We start from the raw sequence: 22355 nt of genomic DNA, 5'->3' as shown, positions 1-22355 counted from the left end.
TTCGATGGTCAGCGTCCCGGTTGCCTCGCCGTCCTCAGTGGCCACACCGTGCGTGTAGTCACCAGCGTCGAGGTCGGTCGTGTCAGCCGTGAATTCGACAGTCTGGCTGCCACCACTCTCGAGAGTGACGTCCGTCGTGTCGAGCTCGTTGCCGTCAAGCGTGAGCGCGACAGTCTGGGTGCCCTCTGCGTTGCCGGTGTTCTCGATCGTCGCGGAGACAGTCACCGAGTCACCAGCTGTGGCGGTTCCCTCAGCCGGGCTGAGGTCCGAGACCTCGAAGGTCGCGACTTCCTCAGTCGACTCGACGACAAGTCCGTCCACTTCAGCATCGAATGCGGCTCCGCGGACACTTGCAGTGAACTCGTCAGCAGCCGAGGCATCGCTGAAGTCGAGCCCCTCTGCGGTGAAGGTCCCGTCAGCAGCGACGGAAACGTCCTCAGCAGTCAGGGTGAACCGCGGCGAGACGCCGGACGCAGAGCGGACGCGGATGTCGAACTCGTTACCGGCCGCAAGGTTCGTCGTGCCGGTCAGCGTCTGGTCCTCACCAGCTTCAACTTCAACGGGTTCGTCGAACTCGCCCGTTGCTTCCTCGTAGGTGAACTGCGTCGAGATGGACTCGTAGAAGTCGGAAATGTCGTCGGCCTCATCAAGGTCGTCAGCGTCAGGGTTGAGAAGCCGCTCGTCTTTCAGGCGGAAGCGGACATCGAAGGCGTCGCCGTCTTCGATGTCGCGGTCAACATTATTCCGGTCAGAGAGTCCCTCAGCGAAGGCGTTAGTCTCGAACGCAACGTAGTACGCATCGTCGCCCTCGAGCACCGTTAGCGCTTCAGAGTTGTTGTAGACATTGAACGTCTTGCGCGGCTGGTTGGGCGTCGTGGTGTCCGACGTCTGCTGGACACGAATGTCGAAGCCTTCACCTTCGGTAGTGAGTTGGGTCAGTCCGTTCTCAAGCCCGTCGCTCGATTCCGAAATGCCCTCAAGACCGGACGCATCAAGTTCGTGAATAACGACGTCACCGTCAGTAACCGAGTCTGCTTCGGTGACGGTGTCATTTTCGATTGCGCTAGCGAGGTCGTCAGTGTCTTCGATGTCATCAAAGGTATCGCTCGATGCAGTCCAGATGTTGAACTCGTTCACCGAACGCTCTTCAATTTCGAAGTCACCGATTGCGTCACCGCGGTCGTCTGCGATCTGGTCGTGGCTCACCGAGTCCAGCTCCATCGGGTACTGACCAACAGCGAGCAGGGAATCACCGAGAGGTGTCTGCTCGTCGTCGTGGAGCTCGACAGACGGGTTGATGTCGTCATCGTCGTGCTCGCTTTCGATGGTCAGCAGACTGTCAGAGAGGCTGGGGTTCCCAGCAGCGTAGGTATTGAATCCAATGGTCACTTCGTCTGCACCATCAGAGAACACCGTCACATTGGCCTCGTAGCCAACCGATTCTTCATCACCGACGCGCAGGTACGCATTCTCCTGAGCGTCGCTGAATTCGACCGTAATCTCCGTAATGTCGCCCTGCTGCTCGCTGACGATACTTTCACCGAAGCTCGCTTCGCCATCGCCGACGTCAACAACTTCAACGGAGCTAGTGTCCTCGGCGGTCGTGTCGAGAACCGAAGCGGTGAAGTTGTAGTCGCCCGCGTCAACGTCTTCGAAGTCGAGAGTCGTCGTCCCCTCAACACCGAACACGTGGATCGCATCCTCAGTCAGAATGTAGTTGCCGGCGTCCTCAGATGTGCGGTTGTCGTAGATGGCACTCCGAAGGACGTCACCGTCGTCAACGTACATGTCGGTAACGTTGGAATTGTCCGACGTGTTAAACAGGCCTTCGAGGTCGTCCTCGTCGAGCCCGTCAGCGGTGAACGTCGCAACGTAGTTGTTCCGGATGTCCGAGGAGACATCGATGTCAACCTCAGTATCGCCGGCATTATCGACTGAGTTCTCATCGAAGGAGAACTCAACGCTCTGGGTCACCAGTTCGAACTGGGTCCCATTTCCGTCAGCGGGGGCATTCCGCCCCGCGTCCGTAACAACATACAGATCAGAGTCACGGTTCTCCGTGTCAATGATGACGTAGTCGTTACTGCTGTTATCTTCAACAACATCAGGCGTCGCGACGAGCGCCCCAACATTGCCGTCATCGTCGACACGACGGAGTTCAACGTCCTCCGCAGTAAGGTCAGAAACGTTTACTAACGCCAGCTGGCCTTGATAAACTGTGTCTCCTCCGTCAAGAAGACGGTCATAATCCGATTCGTCAAAGTCGGCATTTGTGCCAAGATCCTGCGCTGCAGCAGGAGCTGCGGCGAAGCCGACTGCGATCATGGAAATTACCATGACCACGGTGAAGAAGACCGAACTGGCCTTCTTGCGTGTATGATTATCGTTTGTCATTGTTTGGTGTGTATCACGCGACATCTGTTTTCACCAGCTCAGTCATCAACTCAGCATTACCAACAACATATCAGTTGTCAACTGGACTGTGACTGGGGTACTCACGTTGTAGTCGCATTCGAATGGGTAGGGGTTGCAATCAGTTATTGTAAACGTCAGTATAAATGCTTTGTGTGGACTGACGGGAGTGTGAACCCATCACACGGAGAGTAGAAGCTCTGAGACCAGGTTTTTCTGATTTGAGAGAAGAACAAGAACAACAGTATCAAAACACATCGATAGAGGAGAGAGAGAAGGGGAGTGAACAGACGATCCACAGTGCTGACAGAGAAGTATAAAGGAGACAAACGCCATGGAAGCCACACACTAGCCATCAGTATCCTCGGAATTAGCCGTTAGAGCAGTGTACATAGAGAAGAGGTGGCAACGATTTTGACGCACACCCGCATCTGGATTAGTCGTAGCCATGCCCAATCCCGTATCCCTCCAGAACCAACTGAGAGAGTATTTGATAGAGGAACTAGCGGCCGATGATGGCTCGACGTATGTCAAGAGCAGGCATATCGCTGAAAGTTTTGATGCCTCTACGAAACAAATCGGGGCAGCGCTGGCAGCATTAGAGTGTGATCCATCGATTCCGTTCACAATGCAGCGCCGAGGTGGGAGCTCCGACGGCACGACCTGGTACATTCAAATGACGTAGAAGGCTGATTAATTTGAAATCCGTATTGATGCAAACACCAGATTGTGTTCAGTGAGCGAACCGCAAGCCGACCCCAAGTTAGCGGTTGCGCGACCGAAGCTGTGCAGTAACAACAGACTCGACGTCGGCTGCTGAAAGTCCATCAATTCGCGAGTCCTCACGGAGCGTCTTGACAATCGTCTCGGGTTGTTCACTAAATTGGAACTCAAGGAACATCCCTGAGCTGGGACCGTAGCTGCGGCGTTCAAAATCAACGAGGGAGTACGTCGTGAGTTCCTTCATTTTGTTCACATAGGTCTCTTGATGGTACTGATCGACATCAAGCGTCTCAGTCAAAAATTGGTAGACCCGATAGCCAACCGGACTCTGTGCCGAACTATCGTCGGTTTGAGCAGCAACAGCAGCGGTCGCATAAAGACACAGCTTCTTTTGGGTGCTAATCCCGCGAATCACCTCCAGAACCCGGTTTTTCTCGACGTTCTCTTGAGCTGCCCGAACGTGGGATTCACGAATGCGATCAGCTCCCTCTCGCTCGGCAAGTTCACCTGCAACACGAATCAGGTCGATTGCTTTGCGCGCGTCCCCATGCGTCTGAGCAGCAAACGCAGCTGCTAGTGGGATCACGTCCTCATCAACAACCCCATCGTAGAACGCATCCTGTCGGCGACGGAGTATCGCTTGTAATTGGGTGGCATTGTAATCATCAAAGTGGACGTCCTCAGGGGTAAACGAACTGCGTGCCCGGCTCCCAACAGACTCCATCATCTTTGTGTCATTCGAGATGGCGACGACAGACACGTACGCTGACAGAGCGTCATTTGTTCCCGCGCGCGAAAGCTGATACAGGAGTCGCGAATAGGCGGGGGTCTGCTTATCGCGCCGCCCGACAAGCATATCGAGCTCATCAAGCACAAATACAACCGCATCGAAGTTCTCGTTGACAATTCGATAGAGCTCGTTCCATTTTTCGTTTGTTGCGACCCCGTGTTTCGGCACGGTCAACTCGACGCTTGCCTCGTCAGCGGCCTCTTTCGCAAGTTCGTAGACGGCAACACCGAGCGTATCGAGCCCTTGGCAGTTCACTTCAATAGTGCCGAAATGAATATCGCGCGTCTCACAGAGCCGACTAATGTTGTGGCACACAGCCTTTGTGATGAGCGATTTCCCGGTGCCAGACGGCCCATATAAGAATAGATTGGGTGGGCGATTGTTGCCGAGGGCAACGCGGAGCATCTTTGTGACCTGCTCGATCTGTGCATCACGGCCAACAATCCGATCTTCGTCAATAACGTAGTTCGGGTCGAGTAGCGATCGATCTCGGATAAGCCCCTTTTGATCGTCAAATGCGAGCAAGAGATCTTCGATAGATTGTGATGGCTGGTCAGACTCAGTGTCGTCACCTACTGATTCAGACGGTGGGTCAGCAGGCGACTGTGATCCCGGTTCTGTAGAATCGTCTGATGAAGGCCGAGATGGAGGTGTGCCAGCATCATCAGTCATGCTGAATCGGAATTGGTCGACTGGTAAATACTTTCTCACCTCTATCGATGTGTGATGAGTGGCGATAGCCGGTGTCGCTGCATAGAACGACTATTTACAGATGAGAATGTGTGAGATTCACCAAAGTAATAGCGATGTGTTCACCGACCAGGCCGGCGTGGCCTGCGCTTGAGCACAGTACCACGAATGGTGGCTCGCTGGTCGCTCTGACACACACACCCCTCTATCGATGTGTTCGAGAAAAATCGAAGGGGCGGTTGAATGCCGATCTTTGCCGGATGAATACTGTAGTGCTCTAAATCATCGGTCTAAAGCGTTAAAACACGTGTTTTACAGCTTTCCACTCGAAGTGTTTTCTTCACGATATGTCGTCTTAGAGCCCTCACAACAACTGTCGAGCCAAACACATCGAACACATCGATAGAGGTGTGTGTGTGTGTTTGTGTTAGATAGAAAGAAGAAAGAAACGCACTTGAATTCTTCTTAAATACGTCTGGTAGGACGTAGAAACGCTATTGCGATAAATTACGCTGTGTGAGGGCTCTACGAGAACAATTGCTGTCCCGCACCCCCCCACCCCTCAATTCGTGCGAACACATCGATAGAGGGGTGTGTGTGTGTCGCCCATCCTGAGGACGTCATTATTTTTCATTTGGATAGACAGGGTTTTATGAATAGGTTAACTGATGTCACACGATCCAATCAGCATGACTGATGACCATTTACCCGAGTCCGGCAGTGTCTCAGTAACACCTGCTGAGTTCGATTGGGCTATTATTAACTCACTTCTCCAAGCGCAGAGAGATACCACGACCTCACTTGAGCGATATTTGCTATATGTTACTCACGATGATTTTGAGATACCTACCGACCAAGCCGATCTGTGTCTCGAGCAGGCTATTACCAGTCAAGAACGAGCGCTTGAAGATCTTAAAGCGGCTCGGGAGTATCTCCAGCAGCACGACGACGAGTCACACTGATTTCCAGACCGATCGTCTATGGTCTAGTTTCCTATAGGATTCTCTGTAGTGTTCTCTGTAGGATCATATATAGGGTAGTCTGTAGGTGTTCTCTAACACGTCTTGTCACCGCTGAGACCGTCTCCAGAGCAGGCTAGAGACTAACAGTAGTGACACTACTGCCACACCCAGTCCGAATCCGGGATTTTCGTCAGCTGTCTCTGTGGGCTCACCATCCGGTTCTGCATCCGCTGTGGTGTCCGCATCCTCGGTCGTGTTCGTCTCCACTGTGGCTGTATCGTTCTCTGCTGTCTCCGTATCTGGTGTGGCAGTGACGGATTCTGCATCGCCACGGACAGTAATCGTCCCTTGGGCGGTGTCGTCTTCAGTAACAACTTGATAAGGGTACTCACCGGGGTCCGCGTCAACCCTGAGATTCTCAAAGGTGACTGTTGTTATTTCTCGCGGGCGCAACAACACGCTTTTCGTGGCTGTTTGTGTTCCATCGAGTAGCAACTGAATTTGCTGTGCACCTTGGACCCCCGTATTTTCGATGTCCGCTGCGACGCTGAATGACTCTCCCTGTCGAATTGCTGTTGCTGATTGGGTACTACTGCGAATCATGAACTCCTCACGTTCACCACCGGTCAGCGATGCCTGTCCGCCGCCACCTCCGCCTCCACCCCCACCAGTACCTTCCTCGACAGGCTGCTCTGGCTCGAGTGTGATGGGTTGTGTATCGGTGTCGGTCTCGCCATCGACAGTCGCAACGTACTCGCCGACTTCGAGATCTGATGTGGGTGTCGTGAAGGTTACTGTAGTCGTTGTTCGTCCGGGTACCGTGACGTTTGTAACGTTCCTCGTTGTCCTGTTCTCATCCCGGGTCAGTGTATAGGTGATCGGCTCGGTCCCGTTGAATGTCCCGCCGTTTTTGATCTCGGCAGCGACGACGATCGGATCCGGTTTTGTGAGGGTTCCTGTTGAGACGTTCTCATCGATTGTGACGGTGAATCCGGCTGGCGCGTCGACAGTGACACTCTCTGTGGCTGTGGTATCCGCACTGGCGACCGAGATGGTGAGCGCAGGTACATCTCCGGACTGCGTCTGATAGTGGAACGTCGAGTTCGTCGTGGCGCCGCCTGCAAGCGTCGTCGTGGTCGTGTTCTGTGTCGTCCCGTTCGTACGAAGTGCCACAGATTGTGTTCCCGCAGCGTCACCCGTATTCGTCACGGTGTATGCGACCGTGATCGTGTCGCCTTCGAGGACGGTGTCGTTGATGGCATCAATCGTGACTAGGAAGTGTGGCGGGGTTTGTACGGCTACTGTCTCGGTGACGGTGACGTTTGTGCTGGCAATCTCGACGTCGAGACTGGGTGCATCACCAGACTGGGTCTGATACGTCACCGTGTCGTTAATTGTCGTATTCGGCTCGAGCTGAAGCGGTTCGTTTGTGTGCTCGGCTCCGTTGATGGAGACGGTGATATCTTGCGTACTGGTGCGATCACCAGTGTTCGTCACCGTATACTCGAGTGTGAGCGGCTCCCCTTCGACAACGGAAGAGGGACTCTGTGTCACGTTCACATCGAAAAACGCCGGATCAAGGACTGTGAGATCGGCAGTTGCTGTCTCGTTATCGACGGTCGCTGTAATCGTGGTTGTGCCTGAGCTGAGTCCGGTAATTGTCGCGTTGTCGATCGCTGCAATGGTGGTGTCACCTGCTGTGATCGTCGCGTTGTCTGTGAACGTCCGGCTGGTGCCGTCAGTGTACGTTCCGGTGACCGTTGCTGTGACGCTTTGTCCTGTCGTCACCGTGGTGTCTGAGAGTTCGAGGGTAATGGTCTCAAGCGCAATAACCTCAAACGCGCTCTTAGCAGTGAGTCCATCGTAGTGCGCTGTGATCGTCGTAGTCCCTGCGCTGTCCCCACTGATCGTCGCCGTGTTGATTCTTGCGACGCTCGTGTTACTGCTTGTTACAGTGGCTTCCTCCGTGATGTCTGACTCTGTACCGTCCGGATGGTCGGCAATCACCGTTAGATCTGTCTTCTCTGTCGTTTCGATCTGAGTGGCGTTGAGCTCAACACGAATTGACTCGATCTGGTTAAGCTCGAACTCAAGCGTTTCACTCCCACCCGTTGTCACTGACGTTGTCTCGGGGGCATAGCCGTATTCGTTCGCTGTCACGGACACCGTTGTGGCGTCAGTCGTGGGTTCGATCGCGTACGTGCCAGCGTCAGTGGCAGCGATGACGCCGCTGTCGGTCGTGATTGCCGCCCCAGTGAGCGTGCTGGTGCTGTTGGTCACGGTCCCGTTGATTGTTGTCGTGCTGTTGAGCGCGTTTCGGGCGGCTAGCACGTCGATGACTCCCATCCCGTACCGGATATCGCGGCTAGTCGCGTCTGTGCCGTCAGGCTTTCTGGCAGTTTCAGCGAGTGCGTTTATCAGTACGTGTGGCTCTCGGTGGGCCGGCGTGGCTGACTGCAGTAAGGCGACGGCTCCAGCAACGTGTGGGGCAGCCATCGACGTGCCGCTAGCGGTCGAATACGTCGGGTTTTCTTGGATGGGATTGAGTGAACCTGCACTCACCACGTCGACACCGGGGGCTGTGACATCTGGCTTCACGTACGTGTGCGGGTAGTGGTCTGGATACGGGGCAGCTGTTCCGGATCCATCCGCTAAGACGACGGTTGTCTCTGGAGCGATACGGGCCCCACTCGAGAAGCTGGCCACGTCACCAGTGGCATCAGTTGCGCCGATAGAGACGGTTGGAAACTCCGCACCAGGTGAACTTACGCGTCCGCCTGTAGAGCCGCTCCCGTCGTTTCCAGCGGACCCGATCACGACGGTGCCAGCGTTGTTGGCATTCTGGATAGCATCATCCATCGAGAGAATAATCGTCGAATCAGTATCACTAGCAGAGAGGCCGAGACTCATGCTGACAACGTCAGCATCCTCTTCGACGGCCCACTGGATCGCAGCAAGAACATCGGTGAGTGTTGCGCCGCCGACGAAGACGTCCGCTTTCAGCAGTGCTGCGTCGGGCGCCACACTGTAGCGGGCAACATCTCCGGCCGGTGTGGTCGTACCCACGGCAGTTCCAGCAACGTGATCGCCGTGGCCACTATCTGGCTGGAGCGTCGTTGTAGCCGGGTCGCTCACAGTCCCATCACTGACGTTTACTCCGAGCGTCACGTTGAGATCGGGATGTGACCCGTTGAGTCCATCGTCAAGGATCGCCACCCGCGTGCCACTGCCGTTCGTGTGATACGAATCAACGAATCCGTCGACGTTGATCTGCTCGAGTCCGTACGTCGTCGCACCGATCCCATCAGTCGTTGCTGTCGTCTCAGCTGTGAGGCCAGTATCGCCGCCCGGCTGTGGCTTCGGTCGTTGAAACTCAATATTTGGCTCAACGCGTGTGACACCGTCAATTGTCTTCAGGTCGGCCGGTGTCACGGCGTCCGGATCGACGGTGGTCATGATGGTGTTCGTGATCCAAAACTGCGCTGTGACCGGGATTCCCTGTGCCTCAAGCCGGTCGACGACTGGCGCTTGCGCGCGCTCTGCGTTGCGCTTGGCCCGCTCGACATCTGCGGCTGTCCGGGTGGGTCCGATAGTCAGATCATCGTCGAGGACGAGTAGATACGTCTCCGTCTCGTCTCCAGCAGCCGATGTGTTGGCTGTGTCGGTTGTGGGGGGGTTCGTACCAGCGTCCGATGCGATCTCGCGATCGGCTGAAACTGCACTGTCAGGGCCGCCAATGTTGGTCGATTCGATTGGCGCCGTCGACGCAGCGTCGATCGATGGGGCCGTCGTCGCGCTTGCGCCGGCGAGACTGACGGCGCTCACACTCACGAGGAGGGCCACAAGCAGCACTGCCACCAAGTAGCGACGTCGATGCCGCAGATCACCTGTCAACACTGATTGTGGTTGTAACGTTGGTGGTAAAACTCTACTTGTCGTGTATTAAGCTCATCCTAACTCACCTACTGGCTCTCACAGCTGGCGAGAGCTTCACCCCGAATCTTCTGTACACAACACCGCTAACGCGTTTCGATGCCGAAACGATGTACACCACTTCTCGACAGATGCTGAGTCGTGAACTTGGGCCGGTACGGTCGACTCTCCCGTCTTGCAGCCAGAACAGTCAAATACGAGATCCTGTACGTTCCATCTATGCCGTACAGCGACGAAGAATTGCTTGCTGCCATTCGCGCGGTAGCTGCCCACACAGAGAGTGCGGGCGCGCCAACACTCCAGGAGTTCCGTGATCACGGATCGATGGCGGCAACCACGGTGACCCGCCGGTTTGGCTCTTGGCAGGAGGCTGTTGAGAAGGCCGGCTTTGAACCACGATCACCAGCAGAATCGATCTCAAAAGCGGATCTGCTTGAGGAGTTACATCGGGTTGCCGATGTTGTCGATCAGATCCCAACTGGCGAACAAATGACGAGTGAGGGCGCATATTCTGTCTCGGCGTATCAGACCCATTTCGGCTCGTGGACGGCGGCGCTCGAGGACGCCTTTGATGATACCACCGAGATTCACGCGACCCGCTCGAGCACAGCGCTCCTTGATGAGCTCCAGCGGGTTGCTGACGCACACGCGACGCCGCCCCGCTATCGCGATATGGATGCGCACGGCGAGTATGCGGCCCGCACGTACGTGAACCGATTTGGCTCATGGAACGATGCGCTTGAGGCGGCTGGCTTTACCCCGCGTGAAGAGAAAGCCATTCCTGAGTCAGCTTTGCTCGCCGAGCTTCAACGGCTTCATTCGTCGTTGGGGCATCGTCCCAGCTCAGATGAGGCTCGCGAGCACAGCGAATATGGCGTGGCAACCTACCAACGCCGGTTTGGATCGTGGGCGAACGCCGTCGCGGCGGCGTTTGACGATGACACAGCGCCCGCTGGAGAATCTGACAGTCGTTGAGCAACGCCGATAGAACAGTGACGCCGGTTTCATGCGATGACACAGTGTGTCTCACTTCCGGGGCTGGAGACCGCTTCTACAACTGCTCAAAGTAACTATTTGAACCATTTGGCGCCGTTGACGCCTTCATCGTCACCACTGCCGCCGTAACTACCGTCATTGCTTGATTCAGAAATCTCCTCGACACTCCCGTACGTCTCGACTATCGGTTTTGCGTAGTCTTTCATAGGTGTTACACCTAGTCTGTACTCTCGGTAAACGTGTATTGTTATTCTTAGACTTCTGAACTGTATCATTCAATAGCCAGTCATTTCTTGACCGTATTCACCGATTTTGCGGGACTGGTTAGGGTTAGATGGGTCTAGAGAGCACAACATGCTGATCACGCTCACGATCCTTGTTGGCGAGCATGACCGTTGATGCTGCTCTACAGGTTTTTGTAACTCTATAGAAATTCCTACAGTATATCCTATAGGGATTCCTACAGCGTATCCTAGAGGGATTCAGGACAGCAGAGTTACCTCGCTCCAGCCACTCCGTTCAACTGCCGCAAGGCAAACCACATGAGCACTGGTTCGGCGACACACAACTGATTAGTTCAGTGGTATCGCCACACAGGTTGCTAGCGGGACACCTCCCTCGAATGAGGCAAAGACACGACGTCTACCCGTTCTGCAGTTAGGGGCCACCCCCTTTTGGAGTGCGATTCCGTCTCCGTTGTGACTCTCAGAATGAGCCGCTGCTAGTTTGTGTGGGCGGTTCTCTTTTCACCGTCTGACGGCGGTGTCTCCCAACTTGTACCGTGGCGGTCTCGGATGGGGTGCCCCGGGCAGCAGTGCTCCCTTGGACTGTCCGTGTGACAGTTAGGCCCCACCAAGCAACAACCAACGGTGAGACCAAGACCGAACCAAGGTCTTGGCCAACGATCACGCACTTGCTTGGACCAAGCCTTGGGTGTCGTGTCTCAGCGTGACGATCGTGACGTCTGTGTACCCTTTGAATCCGCACGGACACGTCAGCGTGTCGCGGTGGCCCGTCACTTGGCTGGTCGAACCACCCTCTGGACACTTTTGAGAGTTCACCCCTCTGAACGGACACCTCCGAAGAGACTGCCCTCCGTGGTGTTCCCATCTCGACGGTGGCGGTGTGGGGTGGTCGGGGCGCCCTGGGGGAGCACTGTCGTTTTTAGCTCTCCGTGATCGCCACGCTGAAGAGACGTCGAGACCTCGGTGGGGGCACGTCGAGATCCCGCTGTCGACGACAGCAACACTGCAAGAGTTGTTCTCACACAGTTAGACTCGAATCTCACGGGGCGTGACGCCGGGGTCGTGTTGCCGGGGTAGCCGCGTCCGGTAGGGTGACCGCTTTGGGGGTGTCTGGGGGAGCAGTCGCTCCCTTTCGCTTCCTTGTGGAGGGGGGATCGGCGATCCGGCAGTGACCCGGGGAGCCCCCGGAGCAGACCCGACCCCCCCACCCGGAGCGACCCCGGCGCCGGGGGCGGGCCCGCCCCCGGGCCGGGTGGGGGTGGCGTCAGTAACCCGTGAGATCAGCGAACTGATTTTCTGGGGTGCAAGTCCTCTGACACTCGCATAACGGAAACAAAATTATAATACCAGCAAACATACTGGGATGCGTGACTGTTCCTTCAGCAACCACATTGATCCCGCTCCTTGTTGTGTCACTACTCGGTGTTGTGCTGGCTGGATTGGGCTACCGGCTGGTGGCACATCTCCTTCGCTGGACTGGTTGGATTGGTGGTGGTGCTGTTGGTGGTGTTGCTGGCTGGCAATTGCTTCCACAGTTTGTCCCTGGATTAACTCCCAATCAACGACTCCTCTGGACGGGCGGATTGTTCGTTGGCGGCGCTCTTGCCGGTCGGATTGTTCTGCCGGTGGCAACCCGGCTTGCTGCGGTTATCACTGGATTTTTCTCGACTGCGGGCGCTGTCGGCGTCTTCTTCCTTGGCGATCCAATTTTCAATTTGTTCTCAACGATTGACCCATCGACCGCACCGATCGCGACTGCTAGGACCCTTGCGACCAATCTGGAACAACTCGTTATCGCACAAGGAATTGAGACGCTCATTCTCATTCTTGCTGCTGGCCTCGTTGGGGCGATTGTTGCGACTCGGTATCACACCGAACTCATCGCTGGTGGGATCACGCTTGCTGGTGCGTTTTTTCTCGGGATTGTCCTGCCACTCTGGCAAACTGTACTTACGGGGACCGCCACACTCGGGGTTGATGTCGGTACTGTCTCCGTGATATGGACTGGCGTCGCACTTGTTGCTGGTGTCCTCGTTCAGGCGATCGACCATCACGGAGACCGTCTGTTCGACGATTCCTCGGTGCTTGAATCGTAACTCTGGGTCGCTACGAGTGTCTGTATTACTGACCGCATCGTCGGCAACTGGGTCACGACTGGCTCACCCGGTCGGCGTTCGCTCGCTCGGCGGTCGCCCCACAAGCTGGACGGGGCTGTCCGGGGGAGCACTGCTGCCTTGGACTGCCCGTGATCGCCACGTCGGGGGACGCCGGGCGGACGCCGAGGGAACGCCGAGGCAGCGTCGGGCGGGGGGCCGGTCGACGGGCCGATCGGCGTCCCCTCGACGTGGGGGTTTGTCATCGCGCGAGAATCGGTTCCGGCGCTGCTTGTGAGCTGAACGCGGGGGAGGGGGGAAGAGTGGTGTGTGCCTCTGACTTTGCCACCAGATTCGGTGCTGTGTGTCTGGCCCTTTCACAGCTGGGCGTGCCCGGTACAGACATACTACAGCCTGTCACTGGTGTGGCATAGATATCTCCAAATACCGACATCATAAATGTTGGGTACGTGCCGGTTGGTGGATCCGATCGGCTGGGCGGGGCTGTCCGGGGGAGCACTGCTCCCTTAGGCTCCCTTCTCGCTCACCAAGCGGTACCGTAGTACTGACCTGGGGACCACGTAGGGCCAACGTAGGCTCCCACGTCGGCCTCCCCGTAGGGACGCCGATCACCACGTGGTAGTCTACGTCCGATTGTCTTCGCTCTCGGGAATCGGGTTTTGACGGTGCTTCCAATCGGTGGGTCTAGGTCGTTTAGAACGCACCCGATCACTCGTGCTTGCCAGTCGCCCATCGGTCTTCACGTTCTTGTGAGCCACTTCCTCGGAGGGTGAGTAACACCGTTGTTACTGACCTCCCACAGCGTCTCTTCTCCAACTCGTTCTCACCACGTCGTTTCACTCCTTATTCCCGGAAGGGCCGCCCAGTGTTGCCACTCCAAACACACACGATCGCCGTGATGTGTGATCGCTCCGAGCGCGGTTAGCGCCGCGTGGCGTGTGTCGGTAACACGGCTGGCTACCTTGCTACCCCTGCGTCGGTAACAACGGTGTTACGCTCCGCGTGTCGCTGGTGAGCGCGGACACGATTCACGAACGCCTCCGTGAACACGATCACGCGTTCGCCGCGTTTCGACTCTTGCACCTGGACGGCCTCGCCACCGAGCTCGTCGAGGAACTCGACGACGCGACTCACCGTCTGAGTGTAGATCTGGGCGTCCTCGCCGGCTGTGAGGACCCGCCGTAGCTCCGAAGACTTGATCGCCCGCCCGGCGGGCACGCGTTGGGTGTACTCGTGGATGTCTTTCGCGACGAACCGCGCTCGCCGCTGGTTCGCGGTGAGATTCTCCGCGGCGAGATGCTCAGGAATCCGGATGACGTCCTCGAGTGGCGTCCGCGGCTCGGGACCGGGATCGGGCGTGTTCGCGGTCGGTGTGTCAGCTGTCTCCGTGGTTGCATCGTCGTCACCTGCGAGGTCGTCGACACGTTCTTCGACGCTGTGGAGGCGCTTGCGGTCCTCGGCAGCCTCGCGGGCGCGCGTCTCGCGTTCTGTTTGGAGTTTGGTTTCGAGTTCGTCGAGTTCTGCTTCTGCGGCCGTGGCACAGGTTGAGGCCGCTCTCACTTCCATGGCGAGATCGTCAACGGCGTCGGTCAGCTGGTCACCAGCGGCTTTGACGGCCTGGACGGTCTCACTGGAGGCGTCAGCGCTTTCGAGCGCGTCTGTTGTCGCGTCGACGAAGGCGGCCACCGCCTCGACGGCGGTCTCGGTAGCGTCGTCCGGACTCGCCGGCTCGCTGTCAGAGGGCGAGTGATGGTCGATCATTGGTGAGCACCCCAGTTGCTGGCCGCTGCGGTCGTGAGAGATGGTGAAACTGCGGTGACTGCGGGCTGTGCGACTCCGATCGTCGGTGGGTGTGTCGTGGTCATGGCGGGATCGCTGGGGATCCGCCGCGGGCAGATGTTCTGCCTCCCCGACTCAAACGCGCCGCTCTTCGAGGGGCAACGTTCAAGTCGTTTAGCTTCCAAGAACCAGGTGTCCAGTCCCGGTTCTTTGGAGGCGGCGTAGATTTCTCCTAGCTGTGGTGCTGTCTTGTTAGCGGCGAGACTTAAAACCGGCTCCTGGCGGCTCGACGTGGTGGGATCGTCGACGGCATCAGCCACGTGGTTGCCGACAGCTCCGACGGTTTGGATGGTTGCGTCCCAGGTGTCTGCCCTCGTGGGCGCCTTTGTCGTCGCGTCGACCAAGGTGGTACCGGTCTTGACGACTGTGTCGGTGGTGTCATCGCGACCAGCCGGCTCGCTGTCAGAGAGCGAGTGATGGTCGATCACTTGTAATCATCCCGAGTGCTGGCCGCTACGGTCGCGAGAGACGATGAGAATGTACGGACTGCGGGCTGTGCGACTCCGATCGTCGATGGATGTGTCGTGATCATGGCGGGATCGCTAAGGATCCGCCGCGGGCAGATGTTCTGCCTCCCCGACCGAAACGCGCCGCTCTTCGAGGGGCAACGTTCAAGTCGTTTAGCTTCCAAGGACCAGGTGTTCAGTTCCGGTTCTTTGGAGGCGGCGTAGATTTCTCCTAGCTGTGCTGCTGTCTTGTTAGCGGCGAGACTTAAAACCGGCTGCTGGCGGCTCGACCCGCTTGTGTGCGTGAGAGTGCTGCTGGTCATAGTGGCTCACCGTCTGTTGGCGGGCTGTACGCGATCGGCTCGATCTCGGTCAGACACAGTCGGTGGGTCTGCTCGCGTGCGAGCACGCTGAGGATGCCCGTGAGAAGCATGTCGACGGCGCCCAGCGTCGGCGTCGTCAGTGCTGTCGGGGCACACTCACCACAGTACACGCGCGGGACCACCCACTCGATCGCGTCGACGAGTCGGTAGGCGCGTGCTGTTACCGGCGTTCGTTCCTGGAGCTCGCGCTTGCAGGTCGTGCAGGTGACCCTAGTGGACTCGTACTCGACGACGTCGCCATGGAACAACTGGCTCGGCGTCGCTTGGACGACTCGTGATGGGGTGGTGCGAGTCTGTTGATGCGGGGATGGCGCGTTACGCATCGCCGCCTCTCGCTGGCGTGCGGTGCTCGAAACAGGCGAAACACGGGAGTGGCTCGGTTGTGGGCCCGTGACACCACTCGTGATCGCACCCGGTTGGATCGTCGGCTGGCTGTGCGGCTGGGTCGGTGCGCTTTTCAGCGATGGCAATCGTAGCTTGCATTGCTTCAGGTTGCTCCCGAAGCACGGTCGGGCGTGTTGTTGCACGCTCCGGCCCTTTGCGGACCGGCATCCCGCGCTTCTGTAATTAGATTCTATACCCTGAACCTAAATAACTTACTACGTAATCTTACTTTGGCAGTTGCTAAACAATATAAAGACGTACAAACTAGTAGCAGGTATGCCTCCAATCCAGCTTAGCGATACTGATGAAGCCATATTGGCAATATTAGAGGAGGGACGGAATGCACCGTTAAATATCGCTAATCGGCTGGATTTCACTCGTCAATACGTACAACAGCGGTTACGTCGCCTCGAAGAACACGGCCATGTTCAAAATATCGGGAGCGGTGTGTATGAACTGACAGACGATCCGCGGGACAACTGACTGAGAGAAGCCTTCTCAGACTGTATACACTCGTACTCGCCGCTTTCATGCTATTCTCACGGGCTCGCGAGACAGTTATCGACGACGAGCGCGCGGCGATCTCCCTGAGTGTCGTGACCCCGCTCTTGTGTCGATGCGTAAAAGATTGTTAACGCTGTCAGCTCCATACTTATGATCGCTACATCGATCCGTTGAGTTGACTCTACCTCTTTGCTTTGCGTGCGCGTGGATGATAAAAAGAAGCTGATACCCATACTCTGTACGTTTCCTGACCACAAGATCTCTCTAGAGAATCCCTAAAACGGCTGAATCCGGCCTATTCTTTTTGTTTCATTATTCTTCAATGACCTATCCCCTGCCTTTATGTAGGACCGCCATAAACCATAGCAATATACCAATGGTAGACAGATTTGGTGTGACGAATCGGACAGCAACTGTCGGCACTCGTGAGGGCCCCTCATGAGTATACGCGAGAGCGTGTCCGGCCGGCAGGTGCTCGCTGTATCGCTTGCATTGATTATGCTCGTCTCGATGGGCGGGATGGCGTTCGTCGGCGGTGCTGGCGCGCAGACCGCTGGCGGGACGTATGACTCCGCCGTCGATAGCACAGACGTCGGAAACGACGTTAACATCGCCAATGATAGTGCTGTGAAAACAGTTGGTGCAAGTACAACACTCGAGGACGATGGGAGTGTCACTCTGGCTAGTTCAGCTGACACTAACTTCGCTGGTGTCGCAGTAACACCAGACCGTATTGACACGCTCTTCGATGTCGGTGAATCCTTCGAGGATGACCCGGCTGCCTTCCTCGATGCAGCACCCGGCACGCTGAGTGTTTCGGACTCCGCTACCGATGCAAGTGGAGCGGTGTTCATTGAGTTCGATCCCCAGTCCGAGTTCTCGCAAATCGATACAACGGTTACCGGCGAGAACGATGTTGCGGGCACCCACGACTACATCGTCGTGACGACTGGGAGTGAGGCAGCGGCTCTGACCGGCACGGCAACCGAGAGTACCCCTGGCGCTGGTGATGGTACCCTCGCAAGCGATAAAACTACTTCGCCAGACGATATCGTCGCCATTTCGGTCGACAACTCTAACCCGTCCGACTACAGCCTTCTCGCTGACGCGGGTACGGGCACCCACGGTGACGCGCTCGACTCACTCGTCGGGACCCAAGAGAACACGCTCCAGGACAAGAACGTTGACGACGCGCTGTTCGCGGCTGGGACCTTTGGAGCGTCCACGTCGACGATCACCGCGTTCGACGTTGGTGACGGGACTAACTCCCGACTTGTCCACAGCGAACAGGTTACGCTTGAACCCGGAGACGGTAGCCAAGACCAGTACTACACGAGTGTCGAGAGCGCAATTGGCGATGCGACGGCCGATCAGGGTGACACCATTCGGGTGACTGGTGGCACTTACAACGGAAACGGCAACACGAACGATGCCTCCTTCACCGCCGATGTCGCATCACTGACCATTGTCGGTGAAGAAAATCCCTTCACTGGCTCTGTACCCAGCTTTGAAGAGAAAACCACTGTCAGTGCTGCGAACGTGACCATTGATGGGATTACGTTCGAAAACACTGCCACTAGTGCCAGTGAAGCGGTTCTCATCGATACAGGCGGCGATGACCCGACCGTTCTGAATTCGACAGTTATTGCGTCAGTTAACGCGGGTGTTTCCGGTAACGCGATCACTGTTGCTCCTGATGTTGCCGGTGAGGTCACGATTGAGAACAACGACCTGAACGCAGCAGACACGACGACGGTTGGTTCCGCAGATATCGGTCTTAATCTCCAAGCACCTGACAGCGCGACGGTTGTGAACAACAACTTCGCTGGCTTCGAGACCCAGATCAACAACGCTGGAGCCAACGTCAATGCGACGGTACTCCGCGACAACAACACGTTCGCGCAGCTCGCCGTTCCGGTTGACGCCAACAACAATGTTGTCAGCGTGGACGGCGACATCTACGGTTCGATCAACGCGGCCGACGCTGACGGTGGCGCTGCAGGGAACACCATCGCTGTGGGGAGCGGGACCTACAACGAGGGTGGCGTGACTATTTCGACCGATAATGTCGTTGTCAGCGGTGACGCAGACACGCGTCCGACTATCGGTGGTAATGTTGACCTTGCGAGCAATACTGAGGTCACCTTCGAGAACTTCGTTGTCGGGGGTACGTTCACCGACAGTGGCACTGCAAGTGACCTGACTGTCCGTTCGGTTGACCTTGATGGTCAGTCGCTCACCGTTGACGCAGCGGATTCGGTCACACTTGAGGACCTCTCGTTGACTACTGTTGGTGCGTCCGACGCGATTACCATCGGCAACGGTGCCGGAGCTGGTGATGTCCTCGTTAATGATGTTGACATCACGGGCATCAGTAACGGCAACACTGGTGTACTTGTCCAGGACGGCTCGGACAACGTTAACGTCACTGACGTCACAGTTACGGCTACTGATGGCGCAACTGCGGTCAACGGCATTACGATCAATGGTATTGATAATGCTGCGACGGCGGCCAACGAGTACACCGTCGATAACGCAACCCTGACGAATCTCGGTGACGGTGTCGGGATCAACCTACAGGTTGGAACACAGGGCTCTAACGGTATCATCTCCATCACGGACAACACGGTCCGTGGTGGTCAGATGCTGACTGGTGTCCAGTACAATCTCCCGCGTGCCGAGGACGTTACCATCACCGGTAACACACTCGTCGGCGCGGACGTTGCTGGCGGTAGTAGCAGTGTCGGGGTCGAGTTCGAGGCAATCACTGGCTTCGGCTCTGACCCGTTCACTGGCTCCGGTGACGACGCGATTCCGTTCAACAACAACACGATCACGGGACACGCGTACCTGATCGCCGAGACTGACACTCAGGCTGATTCGGTCATCAGTGAGGCTGGCTACGACGCTATCCTCGATCCCGAGAACAACAACGAGTTCGGTACCCTCGTGATTGGTCCTGACGGGACCAGCTACGAGGACACCTACGGAACCGTTGACAACCTTGATGTCACTGGTGCCAACTCGTACCTGCCTGGCAGTATCGACGAAGCAGCGAATCTCGTCGATGCCGCTGCGAACGTCAACTCTGCTGAACTCGAAGTCAAAGACCCCGACGGTCTTGAAGGAGTTGACAGCTACGATGATGCACGCGTTGACTTCCCCGAGACGGACGGCATTTCGATCACGGGTGAAAACAAGGATGTCCTCGTTAAGACGACATTCCTCATTACAGACAACAATGCAGACCTGAACAACAACAACATCTCTAACCTCACGATTGAGGCAGAGAGCGCGGATGCTGTCATTAAAGTTGCAAGTGCGAATGCTCAGAGTTCCTTCAGCGATCTCAATGTTACTAACGCTGGCTCGGGCTCTGGCTTCCTCGTTAGCTCTACCACGACTGACGTGAACGTCGTGACGGTTACTGACAGTACGTTCGACGTCAATGGTGACGGTCTCGTACTCGAAGCGAGCGGTGGCGATGACCGTGACGGGTTCACGGTTGAGAACGTCTCTGTGACTGGTCCTGGTATTGACACCGCGTCTACGGGACTTGACCTCAGTAGCGTTGACAAGCCTGGCAAAGAGGGCATCGAACAGCTCAACGTGACGGAAGTCGATCTCGATGGCTTCCAAACGCAGGTGCAGCTATCCCAGAGTCTCGTTGACTCTGGCATTAACGCAGAGGGTGTCTACAACGGCGTTACCGCTGGCCCGATTGAATTCAGCCAGAACACCTTCGAACAGGCAGTCCTCGTCTACGCTGAGGATAGTGGAACAGAGTCCCTGGCTGACGACGATACACTCTACGGCTCGATTGACTTTGCCGACAGTGCAGGCGTTGTCGACACGGACACCGCCAACGACGCCGCGATTGTCGATGTCGTCGAAGCTGGCGATTACAACGAGGACGTCACGATCGGTGAAGCCGGTGTTGCTGGTGATACAGACCTGCTCGTCCGTGGACTTACGGACGATGAGGTGACTATCAACGGCAATGTTGACCTCGCCACTACAAACCACTACGACTCGATCACGCTGACTGACGTCACTGTGGTTGGTCAGACCGATACCGGTACTTCGGTCATCGACCTCAGCGGAGTAACCGCTAATGTCGACATCATCAGCACGGATGTCACGTCTGACGATGACTCCGAGTATCCGGATGCTATCAGTGTGGGCGGCCTTACCGGTGACCTCACGCTTGACGACGTTGCTGTCGTCGACGGGACGACTGCGACGAGCGTTGATCTCACTAACGCTGCAGTCACTAGCGTGGATATCAAGAACAGCGTGTTCACGAACGGCGATTACACAGATGGCGATAGTCTCGGTGTCAACATCGCTGCTGATGTTGGCACGGTTGACATCACCAACACGGAGATCCGCAACCACGAGGATGCTGGCATCTCCACGTCGGGTGCTGCTGCCACGGTCGACGTGTCCAACAGCACGCTTACAGACAACCTGAAGGGTATCGATGCGTCGACTGGTGGGACCTTCACCCTCGACGTTAACGAGGAAACACTCATCGACAACAACGATGAGGAAGGAATTCTTGTTAACAGTGGTACGATCACTCTGAGCGTCACTGATGCGACGATCAGCAACCACGACGCCGGCGACGGCGTCGCAATTAACGCCGCGGCCACTGACAGCGAAATCACCCAGACCACCTTCGAGAGTAACGACATCTCGCTTGGTGTGGACGCTATTGCTGGTGACCTCACTGTTCAGAACAACGCGTTCAACAGTGGGACCACGGCCATCGAGAACAACGACGTTGAACTCAATGCCACGCTGAACTACTACGGTGAGCGTGCTGGACCCGGCGCAACGACGACGCCTAACATCACCGGCACTGCAACCACCGTCTACGATCCGTTCCTGACGACGAACCAGACGAGCGCTGACGATGTCTCGTCCACGACTGAGTTCGGTCACGACGTGGTCGTCTCGAGTGGCTCGGTGACGACGGTTGGCTTCCCGGCGCAGGTCGAGGATGGCCTGACGCTCGCGGACGTCTTCGACACGGAGCTTGAAGGCGCCGTCTACGAGCTCAAAGCCGATGGGACGTTCGGCCTCGTCGATGAAGACTTCGAGAACCATGAGGTCGAAGCCTTCGACGCGTACGTGGTCGACAACACCGACAGCGTTGATTCGTCGGTGCTCATCGAGTACGACTCTGACGGCAACAACACGAACATCGCGCGCAACGAGTTCAACGAAGGACTGAACTTCGTGCCGGCAACCCGTGCGGGCACGGTCGATGACAGTCTCTTCCCGGGTGGCGACACGGACTACGTCGCCCAGCCGTTCGAACTCGGTGACAACCTGTACGGTGTCGGCGCCCAGACGGACGCTGACCTCGTGCGCGACCCGACGGCCGCTGGCTTCGGTGAGAACTTCCGCAGTGGTGCTGGCGACAAGATCGTCCACCCGCACGCTGGCTACCTCGTGATTGTCAACGAGGAGTCCAACGTCGGGCTCACCGTTGCTGAACAGATTACCAAGCCCGCGACCGTGACGGCTGCCAACGTCGCAGACCGCACCGACAACACCGACACGATCGGTACCGATGCGTTCCTCGACACGACGATTACGGGTACTACGGCGCCGGTAGCAGCCGGTGCAGACAGCTTCGATGTGACTGTTGATGTCGAGAACCTTGGTGACAAGGACGACATCCAGACGCTCACTATCGAAGAAGTGTCGACATCTGGTAGTGCGGCTACGATTGACCTGCCGCAGGACGAGAACCTGCGTGTCAACGCTGGACAGACTCAGACAGTCACGTTCACCGTCAATACTGATGGGGGCGAAACAACAGGCGACACGATCACTGTTGAAGTGAGCACCGAAGACTCCTCTGCCACCGAAACAGTGGTGGTCGCCTAGTAGCACAGCACTCTAACTAACGGCTTCCACACC

General features: G+C 56.8%; 13 protein-coding genes. 6 read left to right on the top strand and 7 right to left on the bottom strand.

Going from position 1 to position 22355, the window contains the following annotated elements; genetic code table 11:
• A partial coding sequence (locus tag ACNS88_RS16155; protein ID WP_435099899.1) for a DUF7827 domain-containing protein occupies positions 1-2325 on the bottom strand: 2325 nt, incomplete at its 3' end.
• A 535-nt stretch (positions 2326-2860) separates the two neighbouring features.
• On the opposite strand from ACNS88_RS16155, the gene ACNS88_RS16150 reads away from it, so the two are divergent.
• Complete coding sequence (locus ACNS88_RS16150) at positions 2861-3097, top strand: DUF7123 family protein (RefSeq protein WP_435099896.1); 237 nt, start codon at positions 2861-2863, stop codon at positions 3095-3097.
• Between the two features lie 78 nt (positions 3098-3175).
• Here the strand turns inward: ACNS88_RS16150 and ACNS88_RS16145 are convergent, their stop codons facing one another.
• Positions 3176-4597 (bottom strand): orc1/cdc6 family replication initiation protein, encoded by a 1422-nt coding sequence (locus tag ACNS88_RS16145; protein ID WP_435099893.1) that lies wholly within the window; start codon positions 4595-4597, stop codon positions 3176-3178.
• 707 nt (positions 4598-5304) lie between these two features.
• Between ACNS88_RS16145 and ACNS88_RS16140 the strand changes: the two genes are divergently transcribed.
• Complete coding sequence (locus ACNS88_RS16140; RefSeq protein WP_435099890.1) at positions 5305-5577, top strand: DUF8103 family protein; 273 nt, start codon at positions 5305-5307, stop codon at positions 5575-5577.
• Between the two features lie 105 nt (positions 5578-5682).
• Here ACNS88_RS16140 and ACNS88_RS16135 read toward each other — a convergent pair whose 3' ends face one another.
• Positions 5683-9435: a S8 family serine peptidase gene (locus tag ACNS88_RS16135; RefSeq protein ID WP_435099887.1), complete on the bottom strand. Its 3753-nt coding sequence runs from the start codon at positions 9433-9435 to the stop codon at positions 5683-5685.
• Positions 9436-9729: 294 nt separating this feature from the next.
• Here ACNS88_RS16135 and ACNS88_RS16130 point away from each other — a divergent pair, with 294 nt between their 5' ends.
• Positions 9730-10485, top strand: a complete 756-nt coding sequence (locus ACNS88_RS16130) for a homing endonuclease associated repeat-containing protein (protein WP_435099884.1) — start codon at positions 9730-9732, stop codon at positions 10483-10485.
• A gap of 95 nt (positions 10486-10580) precedes the next feature.
• Here the strand turns inward: ACNS88_RS16130 and ACNS88_RS16125 are convergent, their stop codons facing one another.
• Positions 10581-10712 carry a hypothetical protein gene (locus tag ACNS88_RS16125; protein ID WP_435099881.1) on the bottom strand — a complete coding sequence of 44 codons (132 nt, stop codon included), beginning with the start codon at positions 10710-10712 and terminating at the stop codon, positions 10581-10583.
• 1406 nt (positions 10713-12118) lie between these two features.
• Between ACNS88_RS16125 and ACNS88_RS16120 the strand changes: the two genes are divergently transcribed.
• The gene (locus ACNS88_RS16120) at positions 12119-12847 is read left to right on the top strand and encodes a hypothetical protein (protein WP_435099878.1); all 729 of its coding nucleotides are present in this window, start codon (positions 12119-12121) and stop codon (positions 12845-12847) included.
• Between the two features lie 975 nt (positions 12848-13822).
• Here ACNS88_RS16120 and ACNS88_RS16115 read toward each other — a convergent pair.
• The 3 genes from ACNS88_RS16115 to ACNS88_RS16105 all read right to left on the bottom strand — a co-directional run bounded on the left by ACNS88_RS16115 (position 13823) and on the right by ACNS88_RS16105 (position 15856).
• On the bottom strand, positions 13823-14626 hold the full coding sequence (locus tag ACNS88_RS16115) for a prolipoprotein diacylglyceryl transferase (protein WP_435099875.1): 804 nt from the start codon (positions 14624-14626) through the stop codon (positions 13823-13825).
• Positions 14623-15132, bottom strand: a complete 510-nt coding sequence (locus ACNS88_RS16110; RefSeq protein ID WP_435099872.1) for a hypothetical protein — start codon at positions 15130-15132, stop codon at positions 14623-14625. The genes ACNS88_RS16115 and ACNS88_RS16110 overlap by 4 nt, the downstream gene beginning before the upstream one ends.
• A gap of 337 nt (positions 15133-15469) precedes the next feature.
• Entirely contained in the window at positions 15470-15856 is a 387-nt protein-coding gene (locus ACNS88_RS16105; RefSeq protein ID WP_435099869.1) for a DUF8112 family protein, read from the bottom strand.
• A 337-nt stretch (positions 15857-16193) separates the two neighbouring features.
• Here ACNS88_RS16105 and ACNS88_RS16100 point away from each other — a divergent pair, with 337 nt between their 5' ends.
• Complete coding sequence (locus ACNS88_RS16100) at positions 16194-16400, top strand: winged helix-turn-helix domain-containing protein (protein WP_435099866.1); 207 nt, start codon at positions 16194-16196, stop codon at positions 16398-16400.
• A gap of 459 nt (positions 16401-16859) precedes the next feature.
• A complete protein-coding gene (locus ACNS88_RS16095; protein ID WP_435099863.1) occupies positions 16860-22322 on the top strand; it encodes a beta strand repeat-containing protein in 5463 nt (1820 codons plus the stop codon).
• Positions 22323-22355: the final 33 nt, after the last annotated feature.

Source organism: Halorubrum shenae (assembly GCF_051194165.1).
Taxonomy (GTDB): Archaea; Halobacteriota; Halobacteria; order Halobacteriales; family Haloferacaceae; genus Halorubrum.
This window is presented reverse-complemented; position numbering and strand designations above follow the sequence as displayed.

Coding starts and splice junctions, on each gene's coding strand:
- ACNS88_RS16125 (WP_435099881.1), bottom strand. CDS start 10,712: ATGAAAGACTACGCAAAACCGATAGTCGAGACGTACGGGAGTGTCGAG.
- ACNS88_RS16095 (WP_435099863.1), top strand. CDS start 16,860: ATGAGTATACGCGAGAGCGTGTCCGGCCGGCAGGTGCTCGCTGTATCG.
- ACNS88_RS16150 (WP_435099896.1), top strand. CDS start 2,861: ATGCCCAATCCCGTATCCCTCCAGAACCAACTGAGAGAGTATTTGATA.
- ACNS88_RS16130 (WP_435099884.1), top strand. CDS start 9,730: ATGCCGTACAGCGACGAAGAATTGCTTGCTGCCATTCGCGCGGTAGCT.
- ACNS88_RS16105 (WP_435099869.1), bottom strand. CDS start 15,856: ATGCGTAACGCGCCATCCCCGCATCAACAGACTCGCACCACCCCATCA.
- ACNS88_RS16145 (WP_435099893.1), bottom strand. CDS start 4,597: ATGACTGATGATGCTGGCACACCTCCATCTCGGCCTTCATCAGACGAT.
- ACNS88_RS16140 (WP_435099890.1), top strand. CDS start 5,305: ATGACTGATGACCATTTACCCGAGTCCGGCAGTGTCTCAGTAACACCT.
- ACNS88_RS16100 (WP_435099866.1), top strand. CDS start 16,194: ATGCCTCCAATCCAGCTTAGCGATACTGATGAAGCCATATTGGCAATA.
- ACNS88_RS16115 (WP_435099875.1), bottom strand. CDS start 14,626: ATGATCGACCATCACTCGCCCTCTGACAGCGAGCCGGCGAGTCCGGAC.